The organism is Lysobacter sp. Hz25 (assembly GCF_046097045.1).
In the GTDB taxonomy this organism is placed as follows: Bacteria; Pseudomonadota; Gammaproteobacteria; order Xanthomonadales; family Xanthomonadaceae; genus Lysobacter; species Lysobacter antibioticus_B.
Genome location: NZ_CP175666.1, coordinates 5,941,934 through 5,968,619, shown reverse-complemented (window position 1 = coordinate 5,968,619; position 26,686 = coordinate 5,941,934). Strand labels below are relative to the sequence as shown.

General features: G+C 68.0%; 25 protein-coding genes. 12 read left to right on the top strand and 13 right to left on the bottom strand.

Features of this window, described 5'->3' with window-relative positions; translation table 11 throughout:
- Nucleotides 1-341 precede the first annotated feature (341 nt).
- Nucleotides 342-851, top strand: a complete 510-nt coding sequence (locus ACKN61_RS24900) for a hypothetical protein (protein ID WP_408951732.1) — start codon at nucleotides 342-344, stop codon at nucleotides 849-851.
- A 79-nt stretch (nucleotides 852-930) separates the two neighbouring features.
- On the opposite strand, the gene ACKN61_RS24895 is transcribed toward ACKN61_RS24900, so the two are convergent.
- The gene (locus tag ACKN61_RS24895; RefSeq protein WP_408951731.1) at nucleotides 931-1,803 is read right to left on the bottom strand and encodes a hypothetical protein; all 873 of its coding nucleotides are present in this window, start codon (nucleotides 1,801-1,803) and stop codon (nucleotides 931-933) included.
- 325 nt (nucleotides 1,804-2,128) lie between these two features.
- On the opposite strand from ACKN61_RS24895, the gene ACKN61_RS24890 reads away from it, so the two are divergent.
- A complete protein-coding gene (locus ACKN61_RS24890) occupies nucleotides 2,129-2,581 on the top strand; it encodes a hypothetical protein (RefSeq protein WP_408951730.1) in 453 nt (150 codons plus the stop codon).
- Nucleotides 2,582-2,621: 40 nt separating this feature from the next.
- Here ACKN61_RS24890 and ACKN61_RS24885 read toward each other — a convergent pair whose 3' ends face one another.
- Complete coding sequence (locus tag ACKN61_RS24885; protein WP_408951729.1) at nucleotides 2,622-3,416, bottom strand: TatD family hydrolase; 795 nt, start codon at nucleotides 3,414-3,416, stop codon at nucleotides 2,622-2,624.
- A gap of 193 nt (nucleotides 3,417-3,609) precedes the next feature.
- Between ACKN61_RS24885 and ACKN61_RS24880 the strand changes: the two genes are divergently transcribed.
- The 3 genes from ACKN61_RS24880 (at nucleotide 3,610) to ACKN61_RS24870 (ending at nucleotide 7,307) form a co-directional block, all read left to right on the top strand.
- Entirely contained in the window at nucleotides 3,610-4,080 is a 471-nt protein-coding gene (locus tag ACKN61_RS24880) for a hypothetical protein (RefSeq protein WP_408951728.1), read from the top strand.
- 120 nt (nucleotides 4,081-4,200) lie between these two features.
- Nucleotides 4,201-6,750: an ATP-dependent helicase HrpB gene (gene hrpB / locus ACKN61_RS24875; protein WP_408951727.1), complete on the top strand. Its 2,550-nt coding sequence runs from the start codon at nucleotides 4,201-4,203 to the stop codon at nucleotides 6,748-6,750.
- Between the two features lie 182 nt (nucleotides 6,751-6,932).
- Nucleotides 6,933-7,307, top strand: coding sequence for a hypothetical protein (locus ACKN61_RS24870; RefSeq protein WP_408951726.1), 375 nt, complete (start codon nucleotides 6,933-6,935; stop codon nucleotides 7,305-7,307).
- Between the two features lie 1,160 nt (nucleotides 7,308-8,467).
- Here ACKN61_RS24870 and ACKN61_RS24865 read toward each other — a convergent pair.
- Nucleotides 8,468-9,568, bottom strand: coding sequence for a response regulator (locus tag ACKN61_RS24865; RefSeq protein WP_408951725.1), 1,101 nt, complete (start codon nucleotides 9,566-9,568; stop codon nucleotides 8,468-8,470).
- 241 nt (nucleotides 9,569-9,809) lie between these two features.
- Here ACKN61_RS24865 and ACKN61_RS24860 point away from each other — a divergent pair, with 241 nt between their 5' ends.
- Complete coding sequence (locus tag ACKN61_RS24860) at nucleotides 9,810-10,763, top strand: aldo/keto reductase (RefSeq protein ID WP_408951724.1); 954 nt, start codon at nucleotides 9,810-9,812, stop codon at nucleotides 10,761-10,763.
- 99 nt (nucleotides 10,764-10,862) lie between these two features.
- Nucleotides 10,863-11,831 carry a DMT family transporter gene (locus ACKN61_RS24855; RefSeq protein ID WP_408951723.1) on the top strand — a complete coding sequence of 323 codons (969 nt, stop codon included), beginning with the start codon at nucleotides 10,863-10,865 and terminating at the stop codon, nucleotides 11,829-11,831.
- 86 nt (nucleotides 11,832-11,917) lie between these two features.
- Here the strand turns inward: ACKN61_RS24855 and ACKN61_RS24850 are convergent, their stop codons facing one another.
- A complete protein-coding gene (locus ACKN61_RS24850) occupies nucleotides 11,918-13,687 on the bottom strand; it encodes a hypothetical protein (protein WP_408951722.1) in 1,770 nt (589 codons plus the stop codon).
- A gap of 358 nt (nucleotides 13,688-14,045) precedes the next feature.
- Here ACKN61_RS24850 and ACKN61_RS24845 point away from each other — a divergent pair, with 358 nt between their 5' ends.
- Nucleotides 14,046-14,450 (top strand): hypothetical protein, encoded by a 405-nt coding sequence (locus ACKN61_RS24845; protein ID WP_408951721.1) that lies wholly within the window; start codon nucleotides 14,046-14,048, stop codon nucleotides 14,448-14,450.
- Between the two features lie 7 nt (nucleotides 14,451-14,457).
- Here ACKN61_RS24845 and ACKN61_RS24840 read toward each other — a convergent pair whose 3' ends face one another.
- From ACKN61_RS24840 to ACKN61_RS24830, 3 genes are all read right to left on the bottom strand, one after another.
- Nucleotides 14,458-14,991 carry a pseudouridine synthase gene (locus ACKN61_RS24840; RefSeq protein ID WP_408951720.1) on the bottom strand — a complete coding sequence of 178 codons (534 nt, stop codon included), beginning with the start codon at nucleotides 14,989-14,991 and terminating at the stop codon, nucleotides 14,458-14,460.
- 73 nt (nucleotides 14,992-15,064) lie between these two features.
- Entirely contained in the window at nucleotides 15,065-15,949 is an 885-nt protein-coding gene (locus ACKN61_RS24835; protein WP_408951719.1) for a class I SAM-dependent methyltransferase, read from the bottom strand.
- 69 nt (nucleotides 15,950-16,018) lie between these two features.
- Nucleotides 16,019-17,023 carry a LysR substrate-binding domain-containing protein gene (locus ACKN61_RS24830; protein ID WP_408951718.1) on the bottom strand — a complete coding sequence of 335 codons (1,005 nt, stop codon included), beginning with the start codon at nucleotides 17,021-17,023 and terminating at the stop codon, nucleotides 16,019-16,021.
- Nucleotides 17,024-17,145: 122 nt separating this feature from the next.
- Here ACKN61_RS24830 and ACKN61_RS24825 point away from each other — a divergent pair, with 122 nt between their 5' ends.
- Nucleotides 17,146-17,373, top strand: a complete 228-nt coding sequence (locus ACKN61_RS24825; RefSeq protein ID WP_408951717.1) for a hypothetical protein — start codon at nucleotides 17,146-17,148, stop codon at nucleotides 17,371-17,373.
- A 185-nt stretch (nucleotides 17,374-17,558) separates the two neighbouring features.
- On the opposite strand, the gene aceK is transcribed toward ACKN61_RS24825, so the two are convergent.
- The 3 genes from aceK to ACKN61_RS24810 form a co-directional block, all read right to left on the bottom strand.
- Complete coding sequence (gene aceK, locus ACKN61_RS24820; RefSeq protein WP_408951716.1) at nucleotides 17,559-19,295, bottom strand: bifunctional isocitrate dehydrogenase kinase/phosphatase; 1,737 nt, start codon at nucleotides 19,293-19,295, stop codon at nucleotides 17,559-17,561.
- A 167-nt stretch (nucleotides 19,296-19,462) separates the two neighbouring features.
- Nucleotides 19,463-19,942, bottom strand: a complete 480-nt coding sequence (locus tag ACKN61_RS24815; protein ID WP_408951715.1) for a hypothetical protein — start codon at nucleotides 19,940-19,942, stop codon at nucleotides 19,463-19,465.
- Nucleotides 19,939-20,319: a hypothetical protein gene (locus tag ACKN61_RS24810; protein ID WP_408951714.1), complete on the bottom strand. Its 381-nt coding sequence runs from the start codon at nucleotides 20,317-20,319 to the stop codon at nucleotides 19,939-19,941. The genes ACKN61_RS24815 and ACKN61_RS24810 overlap by 4 nt, the downstream gene beginning before the upstream one ends.
- Nucleotides 20,320-20,617: 298 nt before the next feature.
- Here ACKN61_RS24810 and ACKN61_RS24805 point away from each other — a divergent pair, with 298 nt between their 5' ends.
- The gene (locus ACKN61_RS24805) at nucleotides 20,618-21,649 is read left to right on the top strand and encodes a DUF4344 domain-containing metallopeptidase (RefSeq protein ID WP_051885378.1); all 1,032 of its coding nucleotides are present in this window, start codon (nucleotides 20,618-20,620) and stop codon (nucleotides 21,647-21,649) included.
- 868 nt (nucleotides 21,650-22,517) lie between these two features.
- Here ACKN61_RS24805 and icd read toward each other — a convergent pair.
- Entirely contained in the window at nucleotides 22,518-23,846 is a 1,329-nt protein-coding gene (icd, locus tag ACKN61_RS24800) for an isocitrate dehydrogenase (NADP(+)) (protein ID WP_031372593.1), read from the bottom strand.
- A gap of 243 nt (nucleotides 23,847-24,089) precedes the next feature.
- On the opposite strand from icd, the gene ACKN61_RS24795 reads away from it, so the two are divergent.
- A complete protein-coding gene (locus tag ACKN61_RS24795; RefSeq protein ID WP_408951713.1) occupies nucleotides 24,090-24,668 on the top strand; it encodes a hypothetical protein in 579 nt (192 codons plus the stop codon).
- Here the strand turns inward: ACKN61_RS24795 and ACKN61_RS24790 are convergent.
- Entirely contained in the window at nucleotides 24,658-25,083 is a 426-nt protein-coding gene (locus ACKN61_RS24790) for a YkgJ family cysteine cluster protein (RefSeq protein ID WP_408951712.1), read from the bottom strand. The two genes, ACKN61_RS24795 and ACKN61_RS24790, sit on opposite strands and share 11 nt — an antisense overlap.
- 210 nt (nucleotides 25,084-25,293) lie before the next feature.
- Nucleotides 25,294-26,001, bottom strand: a complete 708-nt coding sequence (locus tag ACKN61_RS24785; protein ID WP_031372590.1) for a UPF0149 family protein — start codon at nucleotides 25,999-26,001, stop codon at nucleotides 25,294-25,296.
- A gap of 71 nt (nucleotides 26,002-26,072) precedes the next feature.
- Between ACKN61_RS24785 and ACKN61_RS24780 the strand changes: the two genes are divergently transcribed.
- Nucleotides 26,073-26,471, top strand: coding sequence for a YchJ family protein (locus ACKN61_RS24780; RefSeq protein ID WP_408951711.1), 399 nt, complete (start codon nucleotides 26,073-26,075; stop codon nucleotides 26,469-26,471).
- Nucleotides 26,472-26,686: the final 215 nt, after the last annotated feature.

Here is a 26,686-nt window from a genome sequence, read left to right as displayed (position 1 = left end):
CATAAGCAACAAAAGAAAGGTAACCAAAGAAAAATGCTTTTCTTTGAATCAAGGGCCCGCGCGCTCGATGCCGACGCAGGGATTTTTCATACGGGACATCCCTGTCCCGATGAAAAACGGCCCGCATCCTTGCGGGCCGCCCTCCGGGTCTTCTGTTGCCTTCGCGAGTGCGCGACTACGCACAGCAAGATCATTACGGCAACGGCAACGGCAACAGCCCGCGCTGGCATCGCCGCGCGACTGAACGCGCGCCACCGCCATTGACCCTCTGTGCACCGCCGCTGCGTTACAACGTCGCACCGGCCGCGATGGACCGGCCCCACGTTATCCAGGAGAACCCCATGCGCCTGATGCCTATCGCTGCGATCCTGTCGATCGCTTTCGCCGCCGGTTGCGCGGCCCCCGAGCAGGCCAAGGGCACGGTGAGCGCCGATGCGGCCCCGACGCCGGCGAGCGATCCGGGGCCGGCAGGCCGGCCGATGGGCAAGATCGGCGCCGATCAGGTCGGCAAGGTCAGTCCGGTGCCGGCGTTCAAGGGCTTCGGCGAGCATTGGGGCATCGAGATCCAGGCCACCGGCGAGATGTCGCACCAGGTCGAGCTGACCTGGGGCAGCGGCAGCGAAAAGGCCAGCGGCACAGTCGACTACAAGGGCCAGCCGGCCGACGCGCCGAGTTCCTTGATCGTGTTGAGCGGCGAACTGGCGACGAAGCAGGGCGCCAAGCCGATGGTGGTCGAGATCAGCCGCAAGGACTGCACCGACGACGGCGACGGCGCGCACCGGCACAGCGTCCAGGTCACTGTCGAGGGCTTGCCGCAGATGCGCGGTTGCGGCGACCTCGCGGTGTACTGATCGCGACGGCGCGGTCTTACAGAAAACCAACGGCCCGCTGCGAGCGGGCCGTTGGTTTTCGTGCGATCCAGGCAGATCGTCAGGCTTGCGCTGCCGGATAACGCCTGCGGTGCAGCCACACCACCAGCAGCGAGGCCAGCACCGGCGCGGCGAATAGCAGCAGCAACACGATGACCAGCAGCTCGGCCAGGCCGAGCTTGTCGCCCAACAACATCAGCGGCAGCGCCGGCAGCACGATCAGCACCGGCGTCAGCAGGGCGGAGATCAGGGCCGGCGTCGTGCCGCTGCCGCGACGCGCCGGCAGCAGCGCCCAGCACAGGCCGTGAAGGAAGCCGATGCCGAGCGCGGCCACGGTCATGCCATGGCGCTGGTCGGTATCGCTCAGGGCCGTGAAGCGGCTGGCGGTGTGCTGCAGCAGCAACAGCACGCCGGCGCAGATGCCGAACGCGACCAAGGCGCCGAGCAGGCGCCGCTGCCCGCTGCTCCAGACCACCGGCGTGGGGCCGCGTCCGCCGACCGCGAAGGCGATCGCCAGGCCGATCGACGAGGTGACCACCACCTTGGCGGCATTGAGCGGCGGTATCCAGCGATACAGCTCGGTCGCCGGCACGCTGCCGCTCAGGGCCTGCATCGATTGCATGACCGCGATCGACCACAGATAGCCCAGCCCGAACACCAGCGCCACCGCGACCAGCAGCGCGGCCCAGGCGCGTTGCGGCGGGCCGCGGCGCGCGATGATCGCGTTGGCCAGGACGAGGTTGACGCCGATCAGCAGGCCGATGCCGCACAGCCACTCCAGCCAGGCGAACAACTGCGGACCGGCGTCGTCGGCACCCTCGGGCAGGGGATGCTCGATCTGCGCCACCAGGAAGAACGCTGCGGTCAGTACGAACACGCAGGCGGCGAGCGCCAGAGGAAACCAGGCGGGCGACCGCGATGCGGGGTGATCCATGAAGTCGATCCTTGCGGGGCAGGCGAGCAGCGGGGGAGGCGGTCGTCAGCGCCGTGCGAAAGGCGCGCGACGGCCGGCGAAGGCGGCTCAGTCTAGTGCCTGTCCCGTCGCCGTCCCAGGACGCTGTCCTCAAGCCGCGCCGTGCCGCGTTGATGGAGGCTGACGCCGCCTTTCCTGTTGCCGCGGCAGTCTTCCCCGCACCGTCGTTTCGCCTTCATCGCGGCCACGGGCCACCGCCCGGCACGACGACGGCGCTTCACGGCGGCGGTGAAGCTGCGTTGGTAGCGGTATCGGCGGCACCATGTCGCCCCTACAGGAGTCTCTTATGCGCATCATGTTCGCCGCCGTCGCCGGATTGGGCCTGGCCGCCGCTCTCGCAGCCGCGTCCGCATCCGCTCAGCAGATCACTTTCCCGGCGCCGGTCTTCCGCGGCGGCAATGCCACCGACTGGAACGTGGCGATGACCACCCAGCCGGATTTTTCGGTCGACTATGCCCTGACCGTGCCGGAGTCGACGACGCTGCTGAAAGGCAAGCTGCAGCAGAAGGCGGCCTCGGGCATGGGCGATTACCTGCTGGTCGGTAAGCTCGGCGACGGCACCGCTGCGCCCGGCCTGACCACGAAGCTGGCGCCGGTGCCGCTCGGCAAACAGTGCAAGGACGCCAAGGGCAACACCCGCGGCAAATACGGCCCGTATACCTACGTCGTCGTGCTCACGCCGGCCAAGCTCGGTCCGTGGAAGGTATGGAAGGGCTGCGGCAACTTCACCATGAACTGAGTTCGCCGGCCCGAGGGGCTTCAACCGGCGGCGTGCGCGCTTACGCCGCCGGCAGCCGGAAGAAGGCGGTGGCGGCCGCGCTGCTGTTGGCCGCGGTCGTCGCCACGTCTTCGCCGCGGTCGCGGGCGAGTTCCTCGACGATGTGCGCCAGGTACATCGGTTCGTTGCGCCGGTGCGACGGTGCCGGTTTGACCGTTCGCGGCAACAGGTACGGGGCATCGGTTTCGATCATCAACCGCGCCGCCGGGATGTGCTTGACCAACTCGCGCAGGTGCAGGCCGCGGCGTTCGTCGCACAGCCAGCCGGTGATGCCGACGTACCAGTCCTGGTCGAGGTAATCGAACAGTTCTTCGCGCGTGCCGGTGAAGCAATGCACCACGGCCGGGCCGAGCTTGCCGTCGAAGTTCTTCATCATCGCCATGAAGTCGGCGTGCGCATCGCGCTGGTGCAGGAACAGCGGCTTGCCGGTGTCGACCGCGGTCTGCAGCTGCATCTCGAAGGCGCGCCGCTGCGCCGGGCGCGGCGAGAAGTCGCGGAAATAATCCAGACCGCATTCGCCGACCGCGACCACCTCGTCGTGCGTCAGCAGCGCGCGCATCTCGGCATCGCATTCGGCGGTGTATTCGCTGGCGTGGTGCGGGTGCACGCCGGCGGTCGCGAACAGCTCGCCCGGGTGGCGACGCGCCAGTTCCAGCGCCTGCGGCGAATGCTCGCGGCTGGCGCCGGTGATCACCATGCGCGCCACGCCGGCATCGCGCGCGCGTTGCAGCACGGCGTCGCGGTCGTGGTCGAAGCTGTCGTGGGTGAGGTTGGCGCCGATGTCGATCAGTTGCATGGGTGGAGATGCCGCGGAAAACAGCGCGCAGTGTAGGCGCTGGGCCGGGCCAGCCCAAGTTTCCGCCATCCGTGAGCGTGCTGTCCCCGCATCGTGGTTCCGTCGTGCTATCGCGGGCGGCGGATTCACGACCGTGGCGACGCGGCGTTATGCCCTTCGAAGGCGGCCGGGCGGTCGCCATGGGGACATCGCAATGCGCATCACCTCGACGATCTTCGCGCTGGGGCTGGCGTCGCTGCTCGCCTGCCTGCCGGCGTCCGCACCTGCCGAGTCCAAGCCCAAGTACGACTTTCCGACGCCGACCTTCGACGGCGGCAACTACGGCCAGGCCGGCTGGAGCATCCAGCTCAAGCGCAGCGGCCCCGGCCAGGTCGTGTTCGATCTCGCCTCTCCGCGCGGCGTCCGCGCCGCCCACGGTACCCTGACCTCGGTCAAACCCGAGCCGGGTCCGCTGGAGCTGACCGCGCAGTACGCGCTGTCCGGCAAGCAGAGCATCGCCGGCGAGCAACAGGAGCTTCTGGTCATGCTCACGGCCAGCCCGAAGGACAAACCCTGTCAGGACACCAAGCGCAAGAAATACAGTCAGGCGATCCTGGTGTTCATCGGCGATATCGAGGACGGCGGCCGGTTGTTGTACGGCTGCGGCGAGTTCGCCAAGGACTGAGCCGCACCCAGGTTCGTCGTAACGCAGAGGACTACCGGCGCGGCCGCGGGGTCGTCGCGCGCGGGGCGGTTGCGGCGATCGCGCGCACGCATCGGCGCCGCGCACCGTATCCTTGCGCGCGTGAACGCCGCCGAATTCCCGATCGATTCCCTGCTGCCGTCGATCCGCGACAGCCTCGCCGCGCATCCGCGCCTGGTCCTGGAAGCGCCGCCCGGCGCGGGCAAGACCACCCAGGTGCCGCCGGCCCTGCTCGATGCGCCGTGGCTGCGGGGCCAACGCATCGTCATGCTGGAACCGCGCCGCGTCGCCGCGCGCGCCGCCGCGCAGTTCATGGCGCGGCAACGCGGCGAGGCCGCCGGCGATACCGTCGGCTACCGGATCCGCTTCGAGAACAAAGTCTCCGCGCGCACCCGCATCGAGGTGGTCACCGAAGGCATCCTGACCCGGATGATCCAGGACGACCCCAGCCTCGAGGGCGTCGGCGCCCTGGTGTTCGACGAATTCCACGAGCGCCACCTCGCCGCCGACCTCGGCCTGGCGCTGGCGCTCGACGTGCAGGCCTCGCTGCGCAAGGACCTGCGCATCGTGGTGATGTCGGCGACGCTCGACGGCGAACGGCTGGCCCAGTTTCTCGATGCGCCGCGCCTGAGCAGCGCCGGGCGCAGCTATCCGGTGACGATTGGGCACTACCCGGCGCGGCGCGAGGAAAAACTCGAACACCAACTGCGGCGCGCGGTCGAGCACGCCCTGCAGCAGCATCCCGGCGACGTGCTGGTGTTCCTGCCCGGACAGCGCGAGATCGCGCGCGCCGACGCCGCCCTGGCCGGCAGCGAGGCGCTGCGCGGCATCGACGTGCTGAGCCTGCACGGCGAGTTGCCGGTCGAGCAGCAAAGCCGCGTCCTGCAGCCCGATCCCGACGGCCGCCGCCGGGTCGTGCTGGCGACCAACGTCGCCGAGTCCAGCGTCACCCTGCCCGGGGTGCGCGTGGTGATCGACGCCGGCGTGGCCCGCGAACCGCGTTACGACCCCAACAGCGGCTTCTCGCGCCTCGACGTGGTCGCCATCGCCCAGGCCTCCGCCGATCAGCGTGCCGGCCGCGCCGGTCGCGTCGCCGAAGGCTGGGCGTATCGCTTGTGGCCGGAGTCGCAACGCCTGGAACCGCAGCGGCGCCCCGAGATCGCCCAGGTCGAACTGGCCGGGCTGGCGCTGGAGCTCGCCGCCTGGGGCGATGCCGGCCTGCGTTTCGTCGATGCGCCACCGGGCGGCGCGATGGGCGCGGCACGCGAACTGCTGTTGCGGCTCGGCGCGCTCGAAGCCGGTCGCGGCGATGCGGCGCCGACCATCACCGCGTTCGGCCGGCGCATGCTCGCGCTCGGCACCCATCCGCGCCTGGCGGCGATGCTGCTGGCGCCCAGCGATGCGCGCGAACGCGCCCTGGCCGGCGATCTGGCCGCCTTGATCGAAGCGCGCGATCCGTTGCGCAGCGGTGGCGACGCGCTGGCCGCGCGCTGGCAGGCGCTGGCCGCGTTCCGCCAGGGCCGCGCACCGGCCGATGCTTCGCGTTCGGCCTTGGCCGCGCTCGACCAGGCCGCCAAGCAATGGCGCCGGCGCTTGCGCGTCGACGCGACACCGCCGACCCAGGTGCCCGCGCACGCGCTCGGCGACCTACTGCTGCATGCCTTCCCCGACCGCATCGCCCGCCAGCACCCGAGCGACCCCTACCGCTATCAGCTCGCCAACGGCCGCAGCGCCAAGTTGTTCGACGACAGTGCGGTCTACGGCGAACCGTGGCTGGTGATCAGCGAGCTGCGCGACGACCCGCGCGATGCGCGCGTGCTGCGCGCCTCGCCGCTCGACGAAGCGCGCCTGGAGCGCGAGTTCCCGCAGCGTTTCGTCAGCGAGGACCGAGTGGTCTGGGACGCCGCCGCGCGCGCGATCGCGGCGGTGCGCGAGCGCCGCTACGACCGCATCGTGCTCGACAGCCGCCCGCTCGCCAAACCCGATCCCTCGCGTTACGCCGATGCCCTGGTCGATGCGGTGCGCCAACTCGGCCTCGACGCGCTGCCGTGGACCGGCGGCCTGCGCCAGTGGCGTGCGCGCATACGCTGCTTGCGCGAGTGGATGCCCGAGCTGGCCCAGGGCGACAACGCGCTGCCGGACCTGTCCGACGAGGCCTTGATGGCCGGCCTCGACGCCTGGCTGAAGCCGGCGTTGCGCGGCAAGACCCGCCTCGATGCGCTCGACGAGGGCGCGTTCGGCGAAGCCCTGCGTTCGTTGTCGGACTGGTCGTGGCGGCAACGGCTCGACGCACTCGCGCCGACCCGCATGGTGGTGCCGTCGGGGATGGAGCGCGCCATCGACTACGCCTACGACGAGCATGCCGCCGATGGACGTGGCGCCGCCGTACCACCGGTGCTGGCGGTGAAGCTGCAGGAACTGTTCGGCCTGGCCGATACGCCGCGCATCGCCGAAGGCCGCGTGCCGCTGACCTTGCACCTGCTGTCGCCGGCCGGGCGGCCGTTGCAGGTCACCCAGGACCTGCGCGGTTTCTGGGAGCGCACCTACCCCGAGGTCAAAAAGGAAATGAAGGGGCGCTATCCCAAGCACCCCTGGCCCGACGATCCGTGGACGGCGACCGCCACCCACCGCGCCAAGCCGCGCGGCACCTGAGCGCAACGGCGTCGCACGAGGCGCCGATGCGGCAACGACGATGAGCGACCGTGTATCGGCTGTGTGTTGTCGATACCGCGCCGTATTCAGCCGGCAGCCGGTCCGGCGCGACTGCGCTCACAGAATTTCAACGGTTCCGCGTCGACACTGGAGTCTGTTTCTCTCGTCACAGGATCGACACGATGAGCAAGTTCACTTCATTCCCGGAGCGCGCACTGGAGCTGGTGTCGTCGGTCGGCGACAACATCAAGCAGCACGTGCCCAAGGCCGGCCAGTGGTTGGAGACGGGCGTCAAGCTGGGCGCGCTGAAGACCGGAGCGCGCACCGCAGGCGGTTTCATCCGCCGCAACCCGGTGATCGCGGTCGCCGCCGTGGCCGGCGCCGGCCTGCTCTGGTACGCCGCCGCGCGCCGCAAGGCGAAACAGCAGGCCGAAGGCGACCCGATCGAAGGCAGCGCCCGTCGCATCGATGCGCGCCGCGCCGATAGCAACGGCAGCACCTCGCGCCGCAAGTCGGGCACGCGCAAGGCGGCCAGCGAAGAGACCGCTAGCGAATAAGTCGTCGGGCTGGCGGACTAGGCCGAGTAATAGGGCATCGGCGTGTGGTTGCGCCGTGGGCGGATTGCGAATGTAATCGCTTGAAATCGTCATACCCCGAGGCCGGCGCGCGAGCGCCGGCTTCGTTCGTTTGGGGCATGCCGAAGGTGGTCGCGCGTTTTCGGTTTCGCCTGGCGGCTTCGGGAGCCTAAGGGGTAGGAGCGGCGCGAGCCGCGACCGCGATGTGACGGTCTAGCGGCGCATCAATCGGATAAAGGCCGAAGCAAAATTTCCGTCCGCCGCTTTAGTGGCGAAAGCTTTAGGCGTTTGATCTTATTTCTTTAAGAAGCCAGCGCAAGAGCAGAGCTTCCGTCCGCTGACGCGGCCGGGTTACTTTCTTTTGCTAAGCCCAAAAGAAAAGTAACCAAAGAAAAGGGCTCTCCTTGCAAGGGCACAGGCCACGAGTGCGATGCGCGCGCCGGGATTTTTCGATAGGACATCCATGTCCTATCGAAAAACGGCGCACGTCCTGTGCGCCGCCCTCCGGGTCTCCGGTTGCATCGCAAGTTCGGAACTTCGCCAAGCTCATAACGACAACGACAACGACAACGACAACGACAAACTGCCATTGCCGCAACGAACTGGCTGTTGTCGTTGCTGTGCGTCGCTTAGCACTAGCGAAGGCAACAGAAGACCCGAAGGGCGGCCTGCATGGATGCAGGCCGTTTTTCATCGGGACAAGGATGTCCCGTATGTAGAGCCCCGCGTATGCACCGATCGTGCGGGCCTGTGATTCAAAAGAAAGCATTTTTCTTTGGTTACCTTTGACCGAAGGGAATCCAGACGGACTTTTGTTGCTTTAGACAAAAGAAAGTAACCCGCCGCTTTAGTGGCGGAAGCTTTTGGCGTTTGATCTAGATCTTGCTTGAGCGAAACGCGGCAAACCTGTTACAGCGTGGTCGCGGCTCGCGCCGCTCCTACCCCGGCGAAAGCACTCCGCGTCGATGAATGACATCGCCCTTGGTGCCTCTGCGCGTCCCTGCGGTCGCGGCTCACGCCGCTCCTACACGCGAGGACGAACGGCTTCGAGCAACGCCATCTGCGTTGATCCTTCTGAGCGTCCCGCGGTCGCGGCTCGCGCCGCTCCTACCCTGGGCCCCAGACGGTGGCGCGAGAGCTGACTACTCCGGCGCCGCTTCCGGCAACTCGATGATGAAGCGCGAGCCGCCGTTCTTGCGTTCCTCGTACCAAAGCTGGCCGCCGGCGTTGACCACGATCTGTTTCGCCAACGACAGGCCCAGGCCGCTCGATAGGCCGTCGTCGACGTCGTCGTCGTGCAGGCGCACGAAGGGCTTGAACAGTTCGCGCTGGCGCGCCATCGGGATGCCGGGGCCGCGGTCGGCGACGATCAACTGCCAGAAGCCGGGGGCGCTGTTGCGCGCGGCCAGCAGCAGGTCGCTGTTCGGGGCGTACTTCATCGCGTTGGTGACCAGGTTCTCGCTGACCTGACGCAACACGCGCGGGTCCATCGCCACCTGCGCGGCGCCGTGCGGCGGCGGGGCGATCTCGACGCGGATGCCGCGCGCGTCGAGTTGCATCTCGTAGCGGCGCACCAGCCAGCCCAGGGTTTCGCTGAGGTCGGCGCGGCCCTGCATCGCAGCGTGCTCGCGCGTGCCGGCCTGGCTTTCCAGGTAATGCCGGATATAGCCCAACGCGTCGTCGGCGCTCTCGTGGATCATCTGCAGGTAGCGCGGCACGCGTTCGGGCTTGCAGCCGTTGTGCAACAGCAGATCGCTGGCGAACAGCACGCTGGTCAGCGGGTTCTTGAGGTCGTGGGCGACCAGGTTGACCAGTTCTTCGCGCTCCCGGGCGACGCGCTCGAGGCGGTCGCGGGTCAGCTTCAGGCCGACATGGGCGTTGACCCGCGCCAGCAGCTCTTCGGGCAGGAAGGGCTTGGTCACGTAGTCGACCACGCCGGCATCGAAAGCGCGCAGCAGCAGGTCGCGGTCGTGGGCGGCGGTCACGAACACCACCGGCACGCGCAGCGGCGAGTCGGCGCGCAACGCGGCCATGACTTCGAAACCGTCCATGCCCGGCATCATCACGTCGAGCAGGATCAGGTCCGGCGGCGACTCGGCGTACAGGCGCAGGGCCTCGTCGCCGGTCGAGGCGGATACGACCTCGTAACCCTGGCGCGAGAGCAGGGCGGTGACGACGCGCAGGTTCGCGGCCTGATCGTCGACGACGAGAATCCGGCCCGTGGATGTCGCGGCAGTGCTCATACGTCCCTGGAATCCCCTATGGCGGATTTTTCACGCTGAATTCGCATAAATGAACCGCGAGGAAACGGTCGAAAGTTAACAGAAACCTTCACCTAAAGGCGCGCTGAAAAGTCAAAAAGCTGAACAGTTCACGCCTCCTGCGGCAACTCGCCGCGCTCGGCAACGCGGCGTTGCAGATTCGGTGATGCCACGGCCGAATGCGGCGGCGCATCATGGCCGCTGCTCGATTAAGGAATCCGCAATGAACCTGCGCCCGCTCGGTCGTTCATCCCTCTTGGCGGCGCCGCTCGCCTTCGGCGGCAACGTGTTCGGCTGGAGCGCCGACGAGCCGACCACCTTCGCTCTGTTGGACGCGTTCACCGAGGCCGGCTTCGGCCTGGTCGACACCGCCGACGCCTACTCGGCCTGGGTGCCCGGTAACGCCGGCGGCGAGTCGGAGACCCTGATCGGCCGTTGGCTGGCCCAGGGCGGCGGCCGTCGCGAACGCGTCGTCATCGCCACCAAGGTCGCCAAATGGGCGCAGCGGCCCGGGCTGTCGCCGGCCAACATCCAGACGGCGGTCGAGGACTCGCTGCGCCGCCTGCGCACCGACCGCATCGACCTCTACCAGGCCCACGAGGACGACCCGAAGGTCCCGCTCGAAGACACGCTGGGCGCGTTCGCGCGGCTGATCGAGCAGGGCAAGGTCGGCGCCATCGGCGCCTCCAACTACTCGGCCGCGCGCCTGGCCGAGGCCCTGGACGTCGCCGAACGCCACGGCCTGCCGCGCTACGAAACCCTGCAGCCGCACTACAACCTCTACGACCGCGCCGTGTACGAAGCCGAGCTGGAGCCGCTGGCGCGCGAGCGCGGGCTCGGCGTCATCAATTACTACGCCCTCGCCAGCGGCTTCCTGACCGGCAAGTACCGCAGCCGCGACGATCTCGACAAGAGCCGCGCACGCGGCGGCGCGGTCGCCCGCTATCTCGATGAGCGCGGCCTGCGCATCCTGGCCGCGCTCGACGAGGTCGCCGCCGGCCAGCGCGCGACGCCGGCCCAGGTGGCCCTGGCCTGGCTGATCGCGCGGCCCTCGATCACCGCGCCGATCGCCAGCGCGACCAGCGTGGCGCAGTTGCAGGAACTGCTCGCGGCGACGCGGCTGTCTCTGTCGGCCGACGAGATCGCCGCGCTGGATGCGGCCAGTGCCGAGGTCTGAGCGCTCTGCCATGATCGGCGCCCGGGGCCCGCTGCTGCGCCGCGGTTCGATTCCGCCCGCCGCCGCCGTAGTCTTCCACGTTCCCAACGCCTGCCCGCCATGACCGCTGTATCTCCCGCGGTTCCCGTCGCCGCTCCGAACCGCGCCCGACGCCTCGGCATCGCCCTCGCCGCGAGCGGTGCGGTGTTGTTCTCGGCCAAGGCGATCCTGGCCAAGCTGCAATACCGCTACGGCGTCGACTCGCTCGACGTGCTGACCCTGCGCATGGCCCTGTCGCTGCCCTTGTTCGTGCTGCTGGGCATCCGCGAGACCCAGCGCGCGCGGCAACGCCAGGCCTTGCCCTCGCGCCGGGACCTCGGCCTGATCCTGGTGCTCGGCGTGCTCGGCTATTACCTGTCCAGCCTGCTCGACTTCTGGGGCCTGGAGTACGTACCGGTGTCGCTGGAGCGGCTGATCCTGTTCCTCAACCCGACCATCGTGTTGCTGATCGGTCTGTTCGCCTACCGGCGCAAGGTCGCCGCCAAGGAGTGGATCGCTTTGGCGGTCAGCTATGCCGGCGTGGTCCTGGTGATGGTCGAGAACCTGCGCGTGCAGGGCGAGCACGTGCTGTTCGGCAGCGCGCTCGTGCTCGGCGCGGCGGTCAGCTATGCCTTGTACCTCGCCATGTCCGGCGAGCTGGTCAAGCGCATGGGCTCGTTGCAACTGGTCGCCTACGCGATGGTGGTGTCGACCGCGGCGACCCTGATCCATTACCTGATCGCACGCGACCCGAGCGGCCTGCTCGGCCTGCCGTGGCAGGTCTACGGCCTGGCGACGGCGAACGCGGTGTTCTGCACCTTCCTGCCGGTGACCTTCACCATGGCCGCGGTGGCCCGGCTCGGCGCCGGCACCGCCGCGCAGTTCTCGGTGATCGGGCCGGTGTCGCTGGTGTTCCTCGGCGCCTGGGTGCTCGGCGAGACGATCACCGCGATCCAACTGGTCGGCACCGCGGTGGTGCTGGGCGGGGTGGTGCTGCTGTCGCGGCCGGGCGCCAACTCGGTGCCGGTGGCGCCGCCGGACAATAAATGAGCGGCTTGGCTGCGCTGGCTTTCATGGTCCGGGTACAAGAAACAGGCGCCTTGCGGCGCCTGTTTCGTTTGCTGGTTGGCTAAGGCTCAGTGCGCGGCCAGCATCGGCTGGAACTGCGCCTGCTGGAACACGCCGCCGGACAAACAGGCATTGCTCTGCAGGGTCGCCAGATCGGCCTGGCGGCGGACCAGGTCGCCGTAGTTGCGGACGGTCGAGCCGACCACCGGGTCGGCCATGTTGAAGGTCGTCGGGCTGGCCAGGGTGCCGTTGCCGATCAGGAACCGCGACAGCGTCGCCTGCGCGCCGGACGAGCGCGGGCCGACATGCAGGAAGCTGGTGGTCAGGGTTTCGCGGCCGTGGCAGGCGTCGCAGGTGTTGAGCGAGAGCTTGTTGCGGGCGTTGTTGTTGACGATGCCGGGGTGGGTCCAGGCCACCTGCGGGCTCGGGTTGCGCACAGAACCGGTCAGGAACGGCGTGCCCAGATAGCTCAGCGGCACCGAGTGCTGTTCGACCAGCACCTGCGCCTGGTTGGCGTTGACGTAGCTGGCGAGCAGGGTGCCGGCGTTGTTGAAGACGTGGTTCGGGGTCTGCTTGGCCGGCACGATGCCGAGCTGGGCGGTGGCGCGCACGATGTTGAACTCGCGCAGCTCCCAGGGGCTCTGCAGGAACTCGTTGGTGCGGATCTGGTTGATGGCGCTGCCGTTGGGCTTGCGCGGCGCGGCGTTGGCGCCGGTGAACTGGTCGGTGATCGCCTGCAGCGACGAGTTGTACAGCGACGAGCCCAGGCTCATCGAACCCAGCGCGCCCCACTGCTGGGCGAAGCTGCGCACCGCCGGGCAGCCGTTGATCGGCACGCCGTATTCGAGGATCACGGTGAAGCGGTGCACGGTGCAGCTGCCGGTGGCGTTGCGGCGGATCACCCCGAACACGAAGCGTCCCTCGCCGGCGTTGCCGCCGCCGTAGCCGGCGTTGCCGCGCAGGTCGACGCGGTTGACGATCGCCAGCAGGCGCATCGGCGAACGGGCCAGGTCGAGCTTGCCATTGCTCAGGCGCGGCCAGCTGGCGAGCACCTGCGAGTTGACCGAGGTGCGCGCCGGCACCACGAAGCTGTTGACCGTGGTCGAGGTGTTCCAGGTGCGGATCCAGTTCTCGACGAAGTCCGACGGATCCACGCCGGTCAGCGGCTGGTTGGCCATGTTGGTCATGAGCCGGTTGAAGGTCCAGGCGCCGTTCGGGTTGCCGGCGTTGGTGCAGGCGTCGAAGGTGCGGGTCGGGTCTTCGACCACGGCCGGGTGGGTGACCAGCAGCGAGCGTTCGGGGCGCACGATCGCCGGCGGGCCGAGCAGCACGCCGCCGGGAATGCGGATGCGCGTGCGCGCGGCGATCTGTTCGCGCAACTTGTCCGGCGGCAGGAAGCTGATCGGGCTGTCGCCCAGATGCTCGCGGCCGTCGAAGCTCGGCACCGTGGCCTTTTCTTCGGTGGCCAGCGCCTGGCGCAGTTCCTGTTCCTTGATCAAGCCGTCGAAGTCGAACGGAATCATGGCCCGGTACAGCTGCGGGTTTTGCTCGTCGCGCTGCAGCTTGACCGGCTTGTCGCCGACGTTGAACGGAATCTCGGCCGGCAGGTCCTGGCCTTTGACGTAGGTGAATTCCAGCAACGCATTGCCGTCGGGGTGGTCGTCGACCGGGGTGATGAAGCTGTCTTCGAGCACCGGCGGGGTCTGTTCGAACCCGGGCTCCTCGGCCGCGGCGACCCGGCCGACCGCGCTGTCGGCGGGTGCGGGATACGACAAATACGCGGCGGATGCGCACAGCATCGCGCCGAAGCCGAACGAAATCGAACGCAGTCGTGTCATGGCTAGTCTCCCCCAGAGAGAACTTGGCTGGTGGCGCATCGGCCGGTCCTGGCACGCGCCCGTCACGGCACGCTAGAGGGCGCGGCGCCGTGTCGCCACGACAGACCCGGGATCAAACCGGGTCGATATCTCATGCGGCTTCGCGATTGGCCGCATGCTTGCGACGGCGGTCGCAGATCGATCGGCGAAACTTCGCAGTACCAGGGCAGTAGCGGCGTCCCATGGGGATTTCCTCTGCTCACGAGCCGCGACCGCGGGCATGCGAGGTACTGCGCTATCGCGGTCGCGGCTCGCACCGCTTCTACCCCTGGGCGAGCTCGGCGCGGGACAATCCCGGCCGGTCTAGTCAGCAATTGCGATGCAACGGTTTCTGATCGCAATCGCCCTCGCCGCTGCGGGCGTATTCGTTTATCTGCACTGGTTCGCCGCACCGGCGGCATCGGACTACCGCATCGCCGAGATCGAGCAGCGGCCGATCCCCAAGCGCGAGTTCTTCGAGCTCTGGCGCGAGACCGCGTTCGGCATGTGCACGCAGGCGCGGGAGACCTATCGGCTGAGCCCGGCCGCCTGCGAGGACTATGTGCGGGCCAAGCACGCGCGCTGCGTCGCCGAAGCCGGCGCCGCTGCGCCGGCGGTGCTGTCGGGCAAGGCCGAATCGCGCCGGCATGCGCGGCCGTACCTGGACTGCGTGGTACCCGGCCATTTCTGCAAGGGCGTGGAAGTGCGCGACCTCGCCGAGGCCGCGCGGCACTGCCGCGACTGAGCCGCCCTCAGCGCGGGCTCCATTGCCCCGGCATCAGCCCGTCCAGCCGATACGGCCCGATCGCCACGCGCACCAGGCGCAGGGTCGGCAAGCCGACCGCGGCGGTCATGCGCCGCACCTGGCGGTTGCGGCCTTCGTGGATCGTGATCGCCAGCCAGGCATCGGGCACGGTCTTGCGGAAACGCACCGGCGGATCGCGCGGCCACAGCGCCGGTGCGTCGAGGCGTTCGACCGTCGCCGGCAGGGTGCGGCCGTCGTTGAGTTCGACGCCGTCGCGCAAGGCGCACAGCGCCTGGTCCTGCGGATCGCCCTCGACCTGCACCCAATAGGTCTTGGGCTGTTTGTGGCGTGGGTCGGTCAGGCGATGGGCCAGGCCGCCGTCGTCGGTCAGCAGCAACAGGCCTTCGCTGTCGTGGTCCAGGCGCCCGGCCGCGTACACGTCCGGCGGCAGGCCGAAGCCGGCCAGGGTGGGGCGCGGCGGCTGACTGCGGTCGGTGAACTGACACAGCACGCCATAGGGTTTGTTGAAGGCGATCAGCACGCGGGCGGGGCCGGGCAGGGCGCGAGGCGGCTCGGGCCGCCTCGCGCTGTACTACGGCGCTGTGTCGGTGGACTCAGCGCGGCTTGCGGAAACGCAGGGTCATGCGGTCGCTTTCGCCGATCGCCTTGTACTTGGCCGCGTCGGCGGCCGCGTGGTCGTTCGACGGCGGCAGGGTCCACACGCCGTTCGGGTAGTCCTTGGTGTCGCGCGGATTGGCGTTGATCTCGCTCTTGGCCTCGAGCTTGAAGCCGGCCGCTTCGGCCATGGCGATGACCTGCGCCTGGCCGACGTAACCGCTCTTGTCGTTGGCCGACACGTCGGTCTTGGCGCGATGCTCGACCACGCCGAGGGTGCCGCCCGGCTTGAGCACGTCGAAGAAGCCCTTGAACATGCCCTCGGCCTGGTCGGCCGAACGCCAGTTGTGGACGTTGCGGAAGGTCAGCACGACGTCGGCCGAGGCGGACGGGCCGAACGCCGGCTTGTAGCTGTCGTAGGCGGCGACCACGGCCTTGCCGAACTGCGCGGGCGCGCCGGCGAACTTGGTTTCCAGGTTGGTCTTGGCCTTGGTGTAGTACTTGCGCGCGCCGTCCTCGGACTGCGTGTCGGGGTCGACCACGGCGGCGACGTAGCGTCCGCGCTCGGACAGATACGGCGCGAGGATTTCCGCGTACCAACCGCCGCCCGGGGTGATCTCGATAACGGTCTGGTCCGGACGCACGCCGAAGAACTGCAGCGTTTCCAGCGGATGACGGTAGGCGTCGCGGGCGACGTTCTTCGGGTCGCGCCAGCTGCCGGCGATGACCTTCTTCAGCGCGGCGTTGGCGGCCGGTTCGGCGGTCTTGGCGGCGCTCTCGGCGGCCTTGGCCTTGGCGGCGGGCTTCTGCGCGTGCGCGACCACGGCCAGGCCGGGCAGCAACGCGGCGAGCAACAGCAATCGGGCAGTACGGTTACGTTCCATGCAACGGACTCCGGTGGCATCGGACAGGGGGCGCCAGCCTACCGCAAGCGCCCTGCACAGGGGATGTGCTCAACGGCGCTTGCGGACGACCTTGGCGCCGCCGCCGGCGGAGCCGCTCGCTGGGCTGGCGGCGGGGCCATTAGCCGTCTTGGCGGTGCGTCCGTGGCGGGCGAGGTGATCGGCTTCCATCTCGGCGACATAGGCCGAGGCCTGTTCGTGCAACCAGGTGCGGAACGAGCCGAGCCCGGCGTGGTCGACCGAGCGCTGCGGGTACACCAGGTAATGACCCCAATCGATCTGCAACCGGCATTGGCTCAGTGGCACCAGCTGGCCGTTCTGGATCAGCAGGCGCGTGCGCGCCATGCGGCCCAGCGCCACGCCGAGGCCTTCGACCGCGGCGCGGTGCATGGTTTCGGAATCGTCGAAATGGGCGACGTAGCGGTTCGGCATCTTGCCGCCGTAACGCTCGAACCAGTCTTTCCAATACGGCGACAGGTCGCCGAGCAAGGGCCAACGATGCAGGTCCTCCTGCGCCGGCAACTCGCCGCCCATGCGTTCGATCAACGCCGGGCTGGCGACCGGAATCAGGGTCTCGTTGAACAGGTGCTCGGTGACCAATCCCGGCCAACGCCCGTAGCCGCCGCGCATCGCCGCGTCGATGCCCGGTTCGCGATCGAAATCGACCACCGCCGCGGACGAGAACAGATTGAGTTCGAGCTGCGGGCAGCGGGCGACGAAGCTGCCGAGCCGCGGCACCAGCCAGGCCGAGGCCATCGAGGCCATCAGGCTCAGGGTCAGCACCTCGTCGCGGCGCGGGCTGTACGGGCGCAGGGCATGGTCGAGCGCATCCAGATGCGGCGCCACCACCGACAGCAACCGTTCGCCGTCGGCGGTCAGCCGCACCCCGCGCGGCCCGCGCTCGAACAGGCGCCGGCCGAGACGTTCCTCCAGGGTGCGGATCTGATGGCTGAGGGCGCTGACCGTCAGGTTCATCGAATCGGCGGCGCGGGTCAGGTTGCCCGTGCGCGCGGCGGTCGCGAAGCCCAGCAGCGCATGCAGCGGCGGTCGATTCATCTTGAATCCCTTTCAAGTCTGGCTTGCAAACGGCGCGCTTTTTTGCCGTATCCGGCGAGCGTACCTTGCGAATCACTCAATAAGCCAGTCCATACCGGGCCGGCGCCGCAGGGAGACGAGCCATGAATATCTACAAGAACCTGATGTTCCTGCACGGCCATTTCGTCGATCCGCGCGATGCCGACGACGTCGCCGAGACCGCTGCCGCGGCCGTGGTCGAGCGCAGCCGGCAAGTCGTCGCCCGGCGTTCGGCGACCGCTCCGGTCAAGGGCTGGCGCGCCTGGTTCGCTCGCACCCCGGAAAACCTGACCCGTCAGGACGCCTGCCGCGATGCGCATGGTTGTGCGTGAGGTGTGCAGGGCGGGGCGGTCGTGCCCTCACCCCAACCCTCTCCCGCAAGCGGGAGAGGGAGAGGGAGCAACGCAGCGGCGGGACTAGCCCTTCTCCCGTTCACGGGAGAAGGTGGCTCGAAGAGCCGGATGAGGGCATCAGTGAGGCGATAGCCTCAGCATCAAGCGGCAAGCGAGTGCGTCCACTAAGGCAGCCGCCGTTGCTCCGGGTACGGCGCCACGTCGTTGTGACGGCCGCTGACCAGACCGTCCTGCACCTGTTGCCACCACTCGACCCGGAAGATGTCGGCATGCGCGTGCATCAGCGCGCCGAGCAGCGCCGGCGACAGGCCCAGGAAGCGCGGGAACTGGGCCGGGAACACGTCGTTGCCGGCAGCGTAGAACCAGGCGCCGGACTCCATCTCTTCCTCGTGATTGCGCGGTTCCGGCACGTTGCGGAAGCGGCAGTCGGTGACCAGGCATAACTCGTCGTAGTCGTAGAACACCGCGCGGCCGTGCCGCGACACGCCGAAGTTCTTCAGCAGCAGATCGCCCGGGAAGATGTTGCTCAAGGCCAGGTCGCGGATCGCCTGGCCGTAGTCGATCACCGCCGCGCGCGCCGCCTCGGCGGTCTGCTCGCGCACGTACAGGTTGAGCGGGCGCAGGCGGCGCTCGACATAGCACAGGTGCAACACCAGGTCGTCGCCGTCCAGGCTGATGCTGCTGGCGCAGGTGCTCAATAACTCCTCGAGCAGGTCCGGGGCGAAGCGCGCGCGCGGAAAGCGCAGGAAACGGAACGGCTGTGCGTCGACCAGGCGGCCGACGCGATCGTGGCGGAACACCAGCGAGTACTTGGCCTCGACCTCCTCGCGCGCGACGTCCTTCGGGTAGGCGAAGCGGTCGCGGATGATCTTGAACACCAGCGGATAGCTGGGCAGGGTGAACACCGCCATGACCATGCCGCGCTCGCCTTCGGCGCGGATCAGGCGTTCGCCGGGCTGCGCCGCGAACTGGCGGAAGAAGGTGCGGTAGCGCTCGGTCTTGCCCTGCTTGGCGCGGCCGAGCACGGTGTACAGCTCGTCGATCGGCTTGCCCGGCAGCAGGGTGCGCAGGAACACCACCGCATCGCCGACCGTGCCGAGGTCGGCATGGAAATAGCTGCGCGAGTAACTGAACAACTGCACGACTTCGCTGCGCAAGGTCAGCACCGCGTCGACCTTGAGCGCGCCGCCGTCGTTGACCAGGGCGATCACGCACGGCGAGAACGAGCGCTCGCCGAATACGCGCCCGACCAGATAGGCGCGGCGCTCGCGATAAAACACGGTGTCGAGCAGCTCGACCGCGCGCACCGGATGCGGGCCCCAGTGCTGCAAGTCCTCCTGCAGGCGCACCGCGATACCGGCGGCGCAGCGCGTGCGGTGCGCGTACGGCACCGCGAACGGGTAGTCGCCGAGCACGCGCATGAAGGTTTCTACCAGGCGATCCTCCGACACCGCATAGCTGTGGCGCGCCACCGGGTGGGTGATGGCGTCGGTCGGCTCGATGTCGAGGGCGACGAACTCCATCGCCGGATCGACGCCGCGGGTCTTGAAGAAGCGCCGGGTCAGGGTATTGAAGAAGGTCTTGTAGAGCTCGCAGTCGAGCAGCGGCGCGATTGTTTCGGCATAGGCCGCATGCACCGCCGACCACAGCACGCGGTCGCGGGCGCGCTCGCCGAGCCGCCGTTCGAGCGAGTCGCTGGCCTCGGCGATGCACAGGTCGTAGAGCTCGATGCGTTCGATAGCATCGTCGCGTTCGCCGCTCCAGTCGCTGCGCTCGAAGCGGCCCTGGGCGCGGCGGGTGATCGCGGCGAAGCGCGCGTGGTAATCGGCGAAGGCGTCGCGGATCTGGCCGGCGACGGCGGCGGCTTCAATAGTGACGTCGGTGGCGGGTAGGGTGGCCATGCCCGCAGTGTACGGTGCAGCCACGGCGCTTGCGGCATGCTCGGCGCCGCTTTAGCTTACGGATGAAACGATCACGTTCGCCACGACAAGGACGCCGCTGCCGGCCTCGCGTTTCGCTGCCGCGTCTCGCGCAGCGGCTCAGCCGACACGACTCAGCCGAACGCGGCTCAGGACTGGCCGGAAGAGGCCGTGGCCGGTACCACCGCGCGCAACGAACGTATCGCGCTGATCGCTTCCGCGGCGATGGTCAGCGCCAGGATCGCCAGCACCGACAGGCCGTGCGGCAGGAATAGCTCGAAGGTCGGTTCCCACAGCGCCCAGGTGTTGCCGTAGAACGGCGCGTACATGGTCATGTTCGAGTGCAGGCCGAGCAGGGTCGCCAAGGTCATCGCCGTCGCCGCGATCCAGGTATCGCGCGGCAACACGCCGCGGCGCCGTTGCCGTCGGCGTAACAGCAGCGACCACGGCAGCACGAACAGCAGAAACGCGAAGCTCGTCGACAGCGCGAGTTCGAACAGGAAGCGGGTCGAGGTCATGATCTCGACCGAGGCCAGATCGATCTCGCCGACCACGTAGGGCCAATGTACCCACGCCGGCAGGGCGATCGCGGCGATCAGAAGCCAAAGGTAGCGGGCGAACGTCGTCATGCCTGCACCAACAGCGCGTGCAGCTGCGCGGCGGTATAGAAACGGGTAGCGGCGAGCGAGCGTTCGTTGCCGGGGGCGATGTCCTGATCGAAGCTCAGCATCGGGCCGTACACATAACCGTGGATGCCGCCGAAGCTCGACAGGCTGCGGCAGATCCAGAGCCGGTAACCGCGGCCGACATAGCCGCGGCTGCCGCCGTCGGCCGGCAGCGGCGCGTCCATGTCGGGTTGGGCGAAGCTCGGTCGACGGCCGGCGAGTACGTCGCGGAAATCCTGCGAGGCTTCGAGGACGGCGCCGCGAACGGGTTCGCCGAAGGCGTCGAGGTCGACGCCGGCGAAGGGGCCGCCGTCGAGCGGGTCGTCAGTGGTAGCGGTCATGGCGTCCGTTCCGGGTGGGGCGTGTGGTGTTCGCCGGCGCTCGCTCGCAGGTCTCATGCGGTGCGGCGGGGGCTTAGGACGCACTATCGACGGTGCATCGGCAAGGAAATCTACTGTCAAAAAAGCGGATGCAGCCACATAAGCATCGGAGTACCATCCGGCCTTGACGGGGCAAGGACGCTGCAGGCACCGATTGGAATCACGGCCGTTGGGGGAGTCCAATCGTGACCGCGTCTTGTGCGCTCGGAAGTGGGCCGATCCCTTCGGCCTTGCAGTATTCCAGCCAAGAGCCACAAACATGGTACAGAAGATCATCATCGGCCTGCTGGCGACCGCCCTGATCGCGGTCTGCTCGATCTGGGGCTACAGCGTCTGGTCGCAGAAACAGGCCGCCGCGGCGCTCGTCGCCGCCGCCAAACCCGTCGCCGCGATCAAGCCGCTCGAAGCGGTCAAGCCGCCGGAAGCGGCCGCGACCGAAGTCGCTGCCGTGGTGCCGGAAGAGAAGGCCGACGGCACGCATTTCACTTACCAGTACGTGGTTCCGCGCAGCGGCGAGCTGCTGCCGACCTACGAGATGGCGCGCGAGATCGATCTGCTCAGGCACTTGCCCGAGGTCAACCAGCTCGATGGCTGGCTGACCCTGCCGCGGCCGATCAACTTCATCGCCGCCGAATGCGGCACGGTCAACGCCTTCTACGCCAAGGACAAGGGCGACGTCGTGCTGTGCTACGAGATGATCGATCTGCTGGTGCGCCAGGGTGCGGCCTTCGTCCAGGCCAACGGCGGCGCCACCCGCGACCAGCTCGACTACCTGCTGGCGAATCTGCGTTTCCTGATGCTGCACGAGACCGGCCACGCCCTGATCGACATGCTCGACCTGCCTTCGACCGGTCGCGAGGAAGACGCCGTGGACCAGTTGGCCACGACCCTGATGCTGTCCCTGGTCAGCGCCGATGAGTCCTCCAGCGACATCGCCCAGAAACTGCAGCTCGCCGCGACCTTCTTCATCGCTACCGACGATGGCCAGCACGACATGGCCACCTATGCCGACGAGCACTCGGTCGGGGCGCAGCGCTACTTCAACCTGCAGTGCATGATCTACGGCAACAACCCCGGCAAGTACCTGCGCATCGTCACCACCGGCCGTCTGCCGGAGGCGCGCGCGCTGCGTTGCGAAGAAGAGAGCAAACAGATCACCCGCAGCTGGATGCGCCTGATCGAACCGAACATCGCGCCGAAGCACCGCCTGACTGCGGAAGAGGAGCGCGCCAAGATCGAACAGATCCAGCGCAAGCAGGTGGAGAGTACGCAGGCGCCGTATATGCGCTGAGCGGGGTTGGTTCGATTTCCCGAAGCCCATGGGTACGAGCGGCGTAAGCCGCGACCGCGCTGTTTCGGTCTCGCGGCGCTTCGCTCAAGCAAGATCAGGATCAAACGCCAAAAGCTTCCGCCGCTAAAGCGGCGGGTTACTTTCTTTTGTCATAAGCAACAAAAGTCCGTCTGGATTCCCTTCGGTCAAAGGTAACCAAAGAAAAATGCTTTTCTTTGAATCACAGGCCCGCACGAGCGGTGCATTCGCGGGGATTTTTCATACGGGACATCCATGTCCCGATGAAAAACGGCGCGCATCCGTGCGCGCCGCCCTCCGGGTCTTCGTCTGCCTTCGCTAGTGCGAGGCGACGCACAGCAACAGCAAAATCCTTGCGGCAACGGCAACGGCAACGGCAATTTTGTTGTTGCCGTTGCTCTGAAGAGCTTGGCGCGGCGATGAGCTAGGGAGAACACCTGGAGACCCGGAGGGCGGCGCGCAGGACGTGCGCCGTTTTCCGATAAGACAGGGACGTCTTATCGGAAAATCCCGGCGCCGGCATCGCACTCGTGGCCTGTGCCCTTGCAAGGAGAGCCCTTTTCTTTGGTTACCTTTGACCGAAGGGAATCCAGACGGACTTTTGAGCTTAGCAAAAGAAAGTAACCTGGCCGCGTCAGCGGACGGAAGCTTTGCTTTGAGCGCTTGCCGCCTAACCATACCGATACGTCGCAAGACTGTCATAGCGCGGTCGCGGCTTGTGGCCGAAGGAAATCCAGTAGGACGCCGCTCCTACCCTAAAGCGGATCGATGCCTTTGCGGCGTACACAGACCCCGCCAAAACAAAGGGGCGCCGAAGCGCCCCTTTGCATGACCATCGTTCGCAACCCGATTACAGGTGCTTGATGATCTCGTCGGCGAACTCCGAGCACTTGACCTCGGTCGCGCCGTCCATCAGACGGGCGAAGTCGTAGGTCACGCGCTTGCTGGCGATCGCCTTGTCCATCGCGGCGATGATGGCATCGGCCGCTTCGGTCCAGCCCAGGTAACGCAGCATCATCTCGCCCGACAGGATCACCGAACCCGGGTTGACCTTGTCCAGGCCGGCGTACTTCGGCGCGGTGCCGTGGGTCGCCTCGAACACGGCGTGGCCGGTCACGTAGTTGATGTTCGCGCCCGGGGCGATGCCGATGCCGCCGACCTGCGCGGCGAGCGCGTCGGACAGGTAGTCGCCGTTGAGGTTCAGCGTCGCCGACACGTCGTATTCCTTCGGACGCAGCAGGATCTGCTGCAGGAAGGCGTCGGCGATGGCGTCCTTGATGACCAGGCCCGCGCCCGGCTTGCCTTCCGGAATCACGTGCCAGGGGCCGCCGTCGAGTTCGACCGCGCCGAAGTAGTCGCGCGCCACCTGATAGCCCCAGTCACGGAAGCCACCTTCGGTGTACTTCATGATGTTGCCCTTGTGGACCAGGGTCACCGACTTGCGCTTGTTCTCGATCGCGTAGGAAATCGCGCTGTGCACCAGGCGTTCGGTGCCGAGGCGGCTGACCGGCTTGATGCCCAGGCCGACTTCGACCGGCAGCTCGCGCGCCGGAGCGCCGATGGCCTGCAGTTCGCCGAGCCACGCCGCGTTCTTCTCGGCGGTGCCGAAGCGGATCTTGTCGAATGCCTGCGGGAATTCCTTCTGCAGGAAATCCAGCACCTTCTGCGAGTCGGCGCTGCCGCCGGCCCATTCGATGCCGGCGTAGATGTCCTCGGTGTTCTCGCGGAAGATCACCATGTCGACGTCGCCCGGCTTCTTGACCGGCGAGGGCACGCCTTCGAACCAACGCACCGGGCGCAGGCAGACGTACAGGTCGAGCATCTGGCGCAGGGCGACGTTGAGCGAACGGATGCCGCCGCCCACCGGCGTGGTCAGCGGACCCTTGATGCTGACCAGGTAGTCGCGGCAGGCCTGCACGGTGCCGTCCGGCAGCCAGGTGCCGTAGGTGTTGTTGGCTTTCTCGCCGGCGAAGACCTCGACCCACTCGATCTTCTTCTGGCCGCCGTAGGCCTTGGCGACCGCGGCGTCGAGCACGCGCACGGAAGCGCGCCAGATGTCCGGGCCGGTGCCGTCGCCTTCGATGAACGGGATGATCGGACGATCCGGCACGTTGAGGCCGGTCGGGGTCTTGGTGATCTTGGCGCCGCCTGCGGGCGGCGTCGCTACGAACTCGGTCATTACGATCTCCAGTGGGGCCGCCGTGCGCTGGCGCACGGGGCGGAGCAGGGTCCTTGCGGAAAGCGGTGCGGCTGCGATCCGGCCCGCCATTGTCGCGGTTCGGGCGGGGCGAGGCAAAGACCGGACGGGTATAAGGCCGACGCGCTATGGAATGATGCGTCCCGGGCTTGCCCTGGACGGGCCCGGCTCATAGCTGCGGCGGTCGAGTCGTCGACCGCTCGAACCATCCGTGGAGGACCTGCGATGCAAACGGAGCAAACCCAATCGGCGCTGCCGGAACTGACCGAAGCCTGCGAGGACGGTTTCGTCGACTGCACCTTCAAGATCGAAGACCTGCGCTCGGATGCGGATCACTACTACTTCCGCATGTCGGCGCGTCACGAAGGCGAGATCGTCGGGCTGGACGCGCGAGTGGTGAAGCGGATCGGTCCGGGATTCGATGCCGACATGCACCTGCGGCAAGAGCACGTCTACGGCGAAGGCCTGGTGCTGTCGTCGATCGGTGCGGCCAGCGACCGCCTGATCGGCGCGTTGGCGAAGCTGTACGCGATCGAGCCGTTCGAGCGCGTCGCCGCCGCGAGCGAGTCCTACACCTTGATCGCGCTGCAGCAGGAAGACACCGAACTGGAAACCCATGCGGTCCGGGCCAAGATTTTCGGCCGCGACCAGGACGAAGCCGCGCTCGACGAGGATTACTACGAGAGCTTCTTCCACATCGACCTGCCCAACGGTTATGTCCATTGGAACGAAAAAGACGCCGACTACCGCGAGCCCTTGCTGAGGGCGTGGAGCGGGGCCGCCGTGGATCGGTCTAGTCCGTAGCGTTCGCCGAACGGTGGGTCATTGCGTTCGTGTCCGGGCGGTCGCGATCCGTAACGGACCGCGCGCTCGCCGACCAATGCTGCGGCGATAACGGCTCTAAGCCATACGCCGCCCGCGCCTGGTCGCATTGCGGGCTCGGCCGCCCGTCTTCCCACGCGGGGTACAGCTCGCGGCAGGGCGAAGGACGCAGCGGGTAGATGCCGCACTGGGCGTCGGCGCCGACCGTGCCGCGCAGGGAATGGCAATGGATGCGCCCGGCATAGGTGCCGCGCATGACCACGCGGTGCGGGTCGAGGACTTCGGTCGCGGCGCTCGGGGTGAGGCCGTCCGGGTGGGCGTCGGTTTCGCTCCAGTGGAAGGCGACGCGGAAATGGGCGCAGCAGGCGCCGCAGCGCAGGCAGGGATGGGTCGACATCGCCGAACGGAACCGATGGGATCGGCGCCATTTTCTCATCAGCCCCGCTGCGGCCGGCAAGAGGCATTGGCGATGCGGCGAGTCCGTTTCGAGCCGGCGGCACGAGTGCGGACACGAAACCGACCGGGGCCGCAGCGACGATGTCGATGCGGCCCCGCTGGATGGCGAGCTGCGATGGCGCAGCGGTGGCCGTGCCTCAGCGCGCGAGACTCAGGCGCCGCAGCACTTCTTGTACTTCTTGCCGCTGCCGCAGGAGCAGGGGTCGTTGCGGTCCGGGGTCTCGACGCGGCGCAGCGGTTCTCGCGGGGTCAGGGCCTCGATGCGGTGGTGGTGCAGGTCGGCCAGCATGCCCGGCAGGCCGGCAACGATCTCCAGGCGCTCGCGGTAGCTGATCGGGGTCGGCGGCGCGGCCGGGTCCTCGCCGAGCACTTCGCCGCTGGCGAGGCGGTCGAACAGGCCGAAGATTTCGTCCATCCAGTCGTTGTCGTCGAGCCACTGGTCCCAGGCCGCTTCGCGCAGCTCGACGCCGCGGAAGAAGCCGAAGGCCCAGTCGCGGCCGACGTCGAGTTCGTCCGGGGCATCGGCTTCGGGCTCTTCCGGCAGCCACAGCAGCGGCGCCAGGTGGTCGGGCAGGTCGTCGTCGCCGTGGCAGACGCGCGAGCTGACCATGTTCCAGTGGCCGAGCAGCAAGGCCTGGATCTCGTCGGCCTCGGCCTGGTCGTTCCAGCGCGGCGCCTTGCCGCCCCAGACCACCGGCTGCCATTCCTCGGCCGGCGGCTGTTCGGGGCTGACCGCCAGGGCCGACAGGAAGCCGTCCAGCGCTTCCAGATTGAAGCCCTTGTGGGGCACGGCGCGCTGATCGAGCAGGTCGGCCAGGCGTTCGATCTGCTCGTCGTCGAGGTAGGCAGGCGGTTTCATGGCGGGGCTCGGGACAGGGGAGAGGACGCGCATGGTAGTCGCAGCGGCGTGCTTGCGACGAAAATATCGCCATGACCGCCCGTATCGCCTTGCCCGCCGCCTGCCCCTGCGACCCTTCGCGCCGCTATGCCGACTGCTGCGGCCGGCTGCATGCCGGGGCCGCCGCCGCTACCGCCGAGGCCTTGATGCGCTCGCGCTACAGCGCCTACGCCTTGGGCGACCTGGAGTACCTGCGGGCCAGCTGGTTCCCGGACACTTGCCCGAGCGAGCTCGATTTCGAGCCGGGGGTGCGCTGGCTCGGCCTGGACGTGAAGCGGTACCGCCCCGACGGCGAGGACGCGGCGACGGTCGAGTTCGTCGCCCGCTACCGGGTCGGCGGCGGTTCGGCGGCGCGCCTGCACGAGCTCAGCCGCTTCGTCCGGGTCGAGGGGCGCTGGCTGTACGTGGACGGGGAGTTCCCGCAGGGGTAGTGGTGGGTTCGGCTCCGCGGAATCGATGCGGGGTTGGCGCAGCAGGAGCAAATCCCCCCGGCCCCCCTCTCCAAAGGGGGGAACCCGTTTGCTGAAGTTCTGAAGCGAGCTGCTGCCAGCCCTGGTCCATCGGCGATTACGGATCGCGCGGACAAAAAAAGGGCGCGGCAGTGAGCCGCGCCCGGGCTTGCCCGCCCATGAGGCGGAGAGAGAGG

What these genes read in the sequence shown, in the direction of transcription:
- ACKN61_RS24900 (WP_408951732.1), top strand. Translation starts at nt 342, where the DNA reads ATGCGCCTGATGCCTATCGCTGCGATCCTGTCGATCGCTTTCGCCGCC.
- ACKN61_RS24895 (WP_408951731.1), bottom strand. Translation starts at nt 1,803, where the DNA reads ATGGATCACCCCGCATCGCGGTCGCCCGCCTGGTTTCCTCTGGCGCTC.
- ACKN61_RS24890 (WP_408951730.1), top strand. Translation starts at nt 2,129, where the DNA reads ATGCGCATCATGTTCGCCGCCGTCGCCGGATTGGGCCTGGCCGCCGCT.
- ACKN61_RS24885 (WP_408951729.1), bottom strand. Translation starts at nt 3,416, where the DNA reads ATGCAACTGATCGACATCGGCGCCAACCTCACCCACGACAGCTTCGAC.
- ACKN61_RS24880 (WP_408951728.1), top strand. Translation starts at nt 3,610, where the DNA reads ATGCGCATCACCTCGACGATCTTCGCGCTGGGGCTGGCGTCGCTGCTC.
- ACKN61_RS24870 (WP_408951726.1), top strand. Translation starts at nt 6,933, where the DNA reads ATGAGCAAGTTCACTTCATTCCCGGAGCGCGCACTGGAGCTGGTGTCG.
- ACKN61_RS24865 (WP_408951725.1), bottom strand. Translation starts at nt 9,568, where the DNA reads ATGAGCACTGCCGCGACATCCACGGGCCGGATTCTCGTCGTCGACGAT.
- ACKN61_RS24860 (WP_408951724.1), top strand. Translation starts at nt 9,810, where the DNA reads ATGAACCTGCGCCCGCTCGGTCGTTCATCCCTCTTGGCGGCGCCGCTC.
- ACKN61_RS24855 (WP_408951723.1), top strand. Translation starts at nt 10,863, where the DNA reads ATGACCGCTGTATCTCCCGCGGTTCCCGTCGCCGCTCCGAACCGCGCC.
- ACKN61_RS24850 (WP_408951722.1), bottom strand. Translation starts at nt 13,687, where the DNA reads ATGACACGACTGCGTTCGATTTCGTTCGGCTTCGGCGCGATGCTGTGC.
- ACKN61_RS24845 (WP_408951721.1), top strand. Translation starts at nt 14,046, where the DNA reads ATGCAACGGTTTCTGATCGCAATCGCCCTCGCCGCTGCGGGCGTATTC.
- ACKN61_RS24835 (WP_408951719.1), bottom strand. Translation starts at nt 15,949, where the DNA reads ATGGAACGTAACCGTACTGCCCGATTGCTGTTGCTCGCCGCGTTGCTG.
- ACKN61_RS24830 (WP_408951718.1), bottom strand. Translation starts at nt 17,023, where the DNA reads ATGAATCGACCGCCGCTGCATGCGCTGCTGGGCTTCGCGACCGCCGCG.
- ACKN61_RS24825 (WP_408951717.1), top strand. Translation starts at nt 17,146, where the DNA reads ATGAATATCTACAAGAACCTGATGTTCCTGCACGGCCATTTCGTCGAT.
- aceK (WP_408951716.1), bottom strand. Translation starts at nt 19,295, where the DNA reads ATGGCCACCCTACCCGCCACCGACGTCACTATTGAAGCCGCCGCCGTC.
- ACKN61_RS24815 (WP_408951715.1), bottom strand. Translation starts at nt 19,942, where the DNA reads ATGACGACGTTCGCCCGCTACCTTTGGCTTCTGATCGCCGCGATCGCC.
- ACKN61_RS24810 (WP_408951714.1), bottom strand. Translation starts at nt 20,319, where the DNA reads ATGACCGCTACCACTGACGACCCGCTCGACGGCGGCCCCTTCGCCGGC.
- ACKN61_RS24805 (WP_051885378.1), top strand. Translation starts at nt 20,618, where the DNA reads ATGGTACAGAAGATCATCATCGGCCTGCTGGCGACCGCCCTGATCGCG.
- icd (WP_031372593.1), bottom strand. Translation starts at nt 23,846, where the DNA reads ATGACCGAGTTCGTAGCGACGCCGCCCGCAGGCGGCGCCAAGATCACC.
- ACKN61_RS24795 (WP_408951713.1), top strand. Translation starts at nt 24,090, where the DNA reads ATGCAAACGGAGCAAACCCAATCGGCGCTGCCGGAACTGACCGAAGCC.
- ACKN61_RS24790 (WP_408951712.1), bottom strand. Translation starts at nt 25,083, where the DNA reads ATGTCGACCCATCCCTGCCTGCGCTGCGGCGCCTGCTGCGCCCATTTC.
- ACKN61_RS24785 (WP_031372590.1), bottom strand. Translation starts at nt 26,001, where the DNA reads ATGAAACCGCCTGCCTACCTCGACGACGAGCAGATCGAACGCCTGGCC.
- ACKN61_RS24780 (WP_408951711.1), top strand. Translation starts at nt 26,073, where the DNA reads ATGACCGCCCGTATCGCCTTGCCCGCCGCCTGCCCCTGCGACCCTTCG.